This is a genomic window from Psychrobacter sp. 72-O-c (genome assembly GCF_904846605.1).
Classification (GTDB): domain Bacteria; phylum Pseudomonadota; class Gammaproteobacteria; order Pseudomonadales; family Moraxellaceae; genus Psychrobacter.
The window spans coordinates 23,166-30,012 of record NZ_CAJHBI010000036.1; the positions used below are offsets into that span (position 1 = coordinate 23,166).

Annotated in this window: 5 protein-coding genes; 2 read left to right on the top strand and 3 right to left on the bottom strand. The window is 43.3% G+C overall.

What is annotated here, in order from left to right; translation table 11 throughout:
- Window positions 1–144: 144 nt before the first annotated feature.
- Entirely contained in the window at window positions 145–1,311 is a 1,167-nt protein-coding gene (locus JMX97_RS11690; protein WP_201558327.1) for a D-alanyl-D-alanine carboxypeptidase family protein, read from the bottom strand.
- Between the two features lie 488 nt (window positions 1,312–1,799).
- Window positions 1,800–2,216 (bottom strand): MCR_0457 family protein, encoded by a 417-nt coding sequence (locus JMX97_RS11695; RefSeq protein ID WP_227671580.1) that lies wholly within the window; start codon window positions 2,214–2,216, stop codon window positions 1,800–1,802.
- 1,029 nt (window positions 2,217–3,245) lie between these two features.
- Between JMX97_RS11695 and JMX97_RS11700 the strand changes: the two genes are divergently transcribed.
- Window positions 3,246–4,055, top strand: a complete 810-nt coding sequence (locus JMX97_RS11700; protein ID WP_201558331.1) for a M23 family metallopeptidase — start codon at window positions 3,246–3,248, stop codon at window positions 4,053–4,055.
- Between the two features lie 111 nt (window positions 4,056–4,166).
- Window positions 4,167–5,486 carry a lytic murein transglycosylase gene (locus JMX97_RS11705; RefSeq protein ID WP_201558333.1) on the top strand — a complete coding sequence of 440 codons (1,320 nt, stop codon included), beginning with the start codon at window positions 4,167–4,169 and terminating at the stop codon, window positions 5,484–5,486.
- Between the two features lie 266 nt (window positions 5,487–5,752).
- On the opposite strand, the gene JMX97_RS11710 is transcribed toward JMX97_RS11705, so the two are convergent.
- The gene (locus tag JMX97_RS11710; RefSeq protein WP_265089462.1) at window positions 5,753–6,664 is read right to left on the bottom strand and encodes an SMP-30/gluconolactonase/LRE family protein; all 912 of its coding nucleotides are present in this window, start codon (window positions 6,662–6,664) and stop codon (window positions 5,753–5,755) included.
- Between the last annotated feature and the right edge of the window lie 183 nt (window positions 6,665–6,847).

Sequence of the window (6,847 nt, forward strand, 5' to 3'; positions counted from 1 at the left end):
AATTCGCATACTTCAATTTATAAAACTGGTAGCACTCACAAGTAAAAAATAAACAAAAGGCAAATTAAAAAAAGACGCCCAATACAAGGCGTCTTTTTTATTCAGTAATCAATCAATCAGTATCACTAACAGCACCTTATCTTATTAGAATAAGTTTTGCGCCCAGCGTACGACATGTTGCCACATCCGGCTCATAAATCCTGATTGCTCGACATCATTGGTAGCAACGATAGGGACTGAGGCTATAGCTTTGCCATCAATTACGGCCATCATCTTGCCGATCTGTTGACCCTTTTTGATAGGAGCCTCTATGCTGTCAGGAATATCAATAACCGTAGTGATTTTGTTTTTCTGAGTTTTGCTGGTGAGTATCTGTAAATTGTCACCTGTTGCCAGCTCTACTTCGTCCGCTTCCCCAAACCATACCGGTAGCTTGCTAACGAACTGTCCTGACGGCGCTTTAGTAACGGTAGTGAAATGGCCAAAACCCCAATTGAGTAGCTCACGCGATTGATCAGCACGCGCTTGCTGACTCTCTGTGCCCATGATGACAGAAATCAAACGCATATCTTCACGATTACTAGAGGCAACCAAACAATAGCCAGCCGCGTTGGTATGGCCTGTTTTTAGACCATCAACGGTAGCGTCGGTGGCGAGTAGGGCGTTGCGGTTACCTTGAGTGATGCCGTTGTAAGTAAACTCTTTTTCCGCATAAAGACTATAGTAGTCACCGCTATTTTTGATGATAGCACGTGCCAGTATAGCCAAATCTAAAGCAGATGATTCATGACCTTCATCGGGCATACCGGTTGAGTTTACGAAGTGGGTATTTTCCATACCTAGCTTTTGCGCTTGCTCATTCATCAAGATTGCAAATGACGATTCACTACCGGCGATATGCTCAGCCATAGCCATTGAGGCATCATTACCAGACTGAATGATAATACCGCGCAGCATGTCGATGACGCTTGCGCGTTGATTGACCGGTACATACATACAAGACTGACTGCTACTGCCGCGACACCAAGCGTTTTCACTCATCAGCACTTGGTCTTCTTCTTTAAGATCACCAGAAGCTAAGCGTTGCTCAATGATATAACTGGTCATCATTTTAGTCAGTGACGCTGGTGGTAGAGGCTGCTTGGCGTTCTTTTGCGCTAAGATCTCTCCGGTATTATAATCCATTAATACATAGGCGGTATTGTCCATCTCAGGCGGTTGTATGGCAGCGCTCGCCATCACCGCACTCATGGAAATACTCACACCGATTACCAGCTGCACGAGCTGTTGTTTTACACGCTTTACTGTCATAAATTGTTACACCACATCATGAAACTAAATGCATCTATCGCCTCGTACATAGTACTGAACCTCATACAGTTTTTTGAACCCCTAGTCTTAAAAACGGCGTTCTGAAAGAGAGTACTAACGAGGGCAGCTACGGCTGAGCGATGGACATAAAATTAACGCCCTATCTTAGCAAAATGGCAACCGATGGGGAAACAATAAATGCGATAAAGTAAGGCGTTGGTAAAAATAGAATAGAGAATTGCTCAATGCTTAAAAGTAGCGAGTGTAATAGAGTAGTGTTTTAATACCACAAAAAAGCTTGCTGCGCCGCTCACAATATTGTAAGAAGGGCTACAGCAAGCTATGTTATTTATGCTACAAAACTATCTAGACAAATATCTAAAAGAACTTAGCTAGAAAACTAGCCATATTGAAAAATTTAAGCCGTTACTCTTTATTTTTAAGCCCATGTTAATTATATCTAAGTGCCTAATAGTGCGATGTTAAGCTTACTGCGAATACTCTGCATTCGCTAAGTCTTCGCATAACAGTTTATTGTCTTGTCTAGAAAAGCCAAGCGTCCAGCTGCGAATACCTTGTAGTATCTGGCGATAATCCTGCTGTGTTGACAAGTACTGAATAGCGGCTTTTGGATCTTCTAAAGACGGCATTAGTTCATGAAGTTGGACATTATAGGACTTATAGAAGCGCTGTTTTTGTCTGCCATTAAGCATCGGAGGGCAAATCTCTGATAGCACTTGCATAACCGCGATTTCATGTTTGGTTATATTCATGCCAGACATATCGAGCGGTATAGTCGTGGCTACATTACTAGCAGCGTTAGTTGCTTGAGACAGCATGGCAACGGCCGTTATGAGTCCAGCAAAGCCAACTTTTGCAGCGGTCTTGGTTAGTATAGAAGTCATAGATAATATCGATTGATTTGTCATTCAGTATCACACTCGCTTATCTTTATTTAATGGTCATATGGTAATGGGTAAAAAAACAAAAGTCACATAAAATATTGCGTTATGTGTAGATGTATTGTGACCTGTAGGCGCTTTGCAGCAACATAGCGGTAGTATCCAGTCATAAGTTACGTCAGGATAAAAATATAGGTTTATCTTGTTAGGCGTTGTTGCTCATTGTAACAGGATATTACAAGAAATAAGACATAACATTGTAATAGAGTTCTAAGTAAATTAATAAGTAAGACTTAATTTATGGCTGTACACTAAGGTATAATCGCCTGCAATGTTATTTGTGATAATTTATTATGTCCTAACCATGCTACTTCAAACGAGCGTTAATGATGTCTTACCCACAATTAAGAACTGCCCATAATAGTAGAAGTAAGCATCATAATAGTGATAAAAAAACGACTCAATAGTAATTTCTGTCCGCTGTAGTCAGATATATTAATAATAGCGTCAAGTAGTAAAGTTGTAATGCTCAAGGCTTATTATAGCAATTTTATGGTAGTAAAATGCATAAGCAGACAGACGGTAAAATATGAGTATATTGAGCGGAAATGAATTTTTAATTAGTAAATAAGCCATCGGCAACAGAATCTGCTGATGTACTATCGGCTCAATCTGTCTATACTGACGATCAGGCGGTCGCAGCAGGTTATATTAGTCTGTCACCGGTAAGACTACATCATACACCAACGACTACCCTTGATAAGCTTTCGGCATTGATACTGTAAGGCTGTGGTGCTGTAACAATTTGATGCGGTAATAAAATAAATAGGTATTATAGATCCGTATTATAAATTGATACCAACTGTAAACCAATATTAGAAGTGGCTGTGCAACTACAACGGTGTATACCGTATAACTGTATATAAATGGCTGCAGATATAATAGACACTCTATGGCGGTGTATATGAGCTTGTAAACTACATACCCAGTCATAGAATGCTTGTAAGTAACATAAAGAATAGGAAATTTTGTATGAAAAAGCTTATTAATGGCTCGCAGCTAGCGACTGCTGCTTTGGTTGGTACTATGACAGTGGCGACGATGGCAATGATAGGTTGTGCGACTAAACCTACCTATCAATCACCCAGCCAAACGGGTCCTAAAATTACTACTAACGCCCAAGGCGTTCCTAATTATCATCTTGTAAAGCGTGGTGATACGGTCGGTCAAATCGCCGAGCGCTATAATCTAAACTATCGCCAAGTCGGTGCGCTCAATGCCTTAGACAGTAAATATACGATCTATAGTGGTCAATGGCTTAAGCTATGGCAAGGTGGGACATCAACACCTTCACGCAATGATAATTATAACAGAGCTGCCAACACGCCCGTACCGACACGTCCAACTTATACGCCGCCTTCTACCAGCTCACCTGCGCCATCGAGCCCAGCGTATGAAGTAACCGCCAACTCGACCTCAGGTTATGAGTATCCCAGTCGTAACCAAGTGGTTCGCAACTTTGATGCTTCATCAGGTAATATGGGCATGTGGTTCGCCGGTAAAGAAGGGGATCCAGTTATTGCTAGCCAAGCTGGAACGGTGCTTTATTCGGGTAATGGGCTACCAGAGTATGGCAATCTAATCATGATTCGTCACAGTGAAAACTATATCACTGCCTATGCTCATAACAGTCAGTTACTAGTCAAAGAAGGCGATCAGGTACAGCGTGCTCAGCGTATCGCTAGTATGGGCAGCTCAGGTCAGACCAACCAAGTCGGCTTAGAGTTTCAAGTGCGCTTGAATGGCAATCCTATTGACCCTCGTGCAGTGTTAGGTCGCTAATTTCAATACGACAAGTTCAATAATATTTCTCTAATGGTTCTTATTGTTATATTTTTATTATATGGTTACCCTTCATATAGCTACTTTACTTATTGATGCCCGAGACCTTTTATGATGTTAAAAAAGCAATATATTGCCTTTCTGCCTGCTTCAATCTCTGCTTTATTGATAGTGGGGTGTACGAGCCAACAGGTCATCAAGCAGCCTAGCAAGCCGGTTCGTCAAGGCAATGTCCAAATTACTCAGACCCAAACCATTCAAGTAAAGCCTGCGCCGGCACCGAGTGTCATCATACCCAAGCCCGTAACGCAGCCGAGCTATAGCAGTTTTTCAGACTGGAAGTCAGACTTCTCTATGCGTGCCATGTCATCAGGCTATGATGCTTCGTCTGTCCAGCGTCTGCTCGCGTCGGCTTACTTAAATCAACAAGTCATCTCATCAGACTCAGGTCAGCCAGAGTTTTCTAAGATGCCTTGGGAATATGCAGATTCTGCTGTATCAGATGGGCGGGTCAGTACGGGTAAGCGTAAATTTTCAGAGCAGCGTTCATACTTATCGGGTTTAGAGTCGCAATATGGCGTCAACGCAGAAGTGATTGCTGCGATTTGGGGTATGGAGTCATCATACGGAGCCGTGACGGGTAATAGCTATTTACCTAGTGCGCTCGCTAGCCTGGCTTATGATGGTCGCCGCCAAGAGTTTGCCGAGAGCCAGCTATTATCATTAATGACGCTGTTACAACGTGGTGATGTGTCTTGGTCACAGCTTGACGGCTCTTGGGCGGGCGGCATGGGAGAGACTCAATTCATCCCAGAGACTTGGCTAAAACAAGGAGTGGACGGTGACGGTAATGGCCATCGCAATCCGTGGTCAACTTCAGATGCTTTGGCATCTACTGCTAACTATCTGAGTAATTCAGGTTGGGTTCGCGGTCTTGCGCCGTTTTATGAAGTCACTTTGCCAGCCTCATTTGATTACTCGGTCGTCGGTAGCAAACAATCAGCGGCTAGATGGGCGTCTTTAGGTATTGATACCATAGAGGATGTATTTCTAGATGCTAATACGCCAATGGAGTTGTGGCTTCCGGCTGGTAAAGATGGTCCTGCGTTATTATTAAGTGAGAACTTCGACGTCATCAAAGTATATAACAACTCGTCAAGCTATGCGTTAGGCGTCAGCTTACTGGGTAAAGCCATCGCTGGACAAAGTGGTCTGCGAAAATCGTGGCCACGCCATGAGCGTCCATTATCGACTTCACAGGTTACTCGTTTACAACAGCGTTTGACCAATGCAGGCTACGATACCAAAGGGGCTGATGGCATTGTCGGTACCAACACTCGCAATGCATTCCAACGCTGGCAAGCGGACAACGGGCAAACGCCAGATGGCTTTATCACTCAGAGTAGCGCGTTATCATTAGCGTCATGGTGAAGCGGTTCGGTACTTGGTAGGTTTTTGATTCGAGGTTTGCAGTGGATAAAAGAGTTCTAAGTATTAGAAATTAAAGCTAGGTATTAGAGAGAAATACTAGAGACGAGTATTAAGATTAGCGATTAAGATCATATTCAAAATTATAAGTAGCGATAAGGGAGTGGCGGGTGATAAATCCTACCATTCCTTTATCGCTTCTCTATGATGTTACTAAAAGAAGTTAAATAGCTAAATTGGCTAGAGACGTTGGTAATGAGTACTATAAATTAGGGTGTGCCAGCATGACCAACGGTCACTTTTGTAGACAGCATCCGACCCTTAGTTTCAGACTTACGTGATGCTTCATCCCAGTCAGGTGCTGCACACATAAAGAGCGTTTTACCGTCTTCTCCACCAAGGGTAACCGCAAAGACACCCTCAGGGGCGGTGTCGATAGTCTCTAAAATTTCACCACCTTCTGCGATACGTACGGCACGTTGGTTCAAGGTATCTGCAATCCAAACGGCACCTTCAGCATCCAGTGCTAGACCATCCGGTAGGATTTTAGCGCGCTCAATACGCAGTCCAAGGTTTGGCTCATCACCTAACGCACCAAAGCTTGCAAAGTCACGCCTGTCGCCAAGCGTTCCGTCTTCTCTAATATCAAATTGCGAGATTCTATTGCCAAACAGCTCGTTGACGATTAGGGTCTTCTCATCAGCAGAGATAACGATCCCATTTGGAAAAGATAAGCCTTCTGCAACGACTTGCGAGCTGCCGTCTGGTTTGACAAGTACCAGTCCAGCATCTTTGTGATCCGCACCACCCATCAAATCAAAACCAAAATTGCCGACATAGGCATTGCCATTGGGGGCGACTACCATATCATTAGCATGGCCACCGCAATGCTCCCAGATATCGGCATGGACGACTAGTTCACCATCGTTTTCTAGTCGTAATACCTTGCGGTCTTTCATCGACACCACTAGCATGCGACCGTCAGGCAACCAGCCTAAGCCAGAGGGCTGCTGATCGATATGGACAATCTTCTCTGCCACGCCTTGCTCATTGACGCGATAAACCCCTTGCGTGTAAAAATCGACGAACCACAAGGCATCTTTATACCAGCGCGGGCCTTCTAAGTAATGAAAGCCATCGACAACAACATTTAATCCATTTTTTGACATGGTTTTCAGCATAATAATCTTCCTTGATTAATAGTAGTTTTATTAAGTCATGATTTTAGCAAATAGTTTAGGGTCTGTTGAACATTGGTGAAATAACAGCAATAAATTAGTGGCAAAAAAAATAGCGAAGCAGTAACCTTTGAGTTCTCACACAACAAAGATACCGTTCGCTATGCCTCGCACTATGCTCAAAGA

Coding starts and splice junctions, on each gene's coding strand:
- JMX97_RS11690 (WP_201558327.1), bottom strand. CDS start 1,311: ATGACAGTAAAGCGTGTAAAACAACAGCTCGTGCAGCTGGTAATCGGT.
- JMX97_RS11700 (WP_201558331.1), top strand. CDS start 3,246: ATGAAAAAGCTTATTAATGGCTCGCAGCTAGCGACTGCTGCTTTGGTT.
- JMX97_RS11710 (WP_265089462.1), bottom strand. CDS start 6,664: ATGCTGAAAACCATGTCAAAAAATGGATTAAATGTTGTTGTCGATGGC.
- JMX97_RS11705 (WP_201558333.1), top strand. CDS start 4,167: ATGATGTTAAAAAAGCAATATATTGCCTTTCTGCCTGCTTCAATCTCT.
- JMX97_RS11695 (WP_227671580.1), bottom strand. CDS start 2,216: ATGACTTCTATACTAACCAAGACCGCTGCAAAAGTTGGCTTTGCTGGA.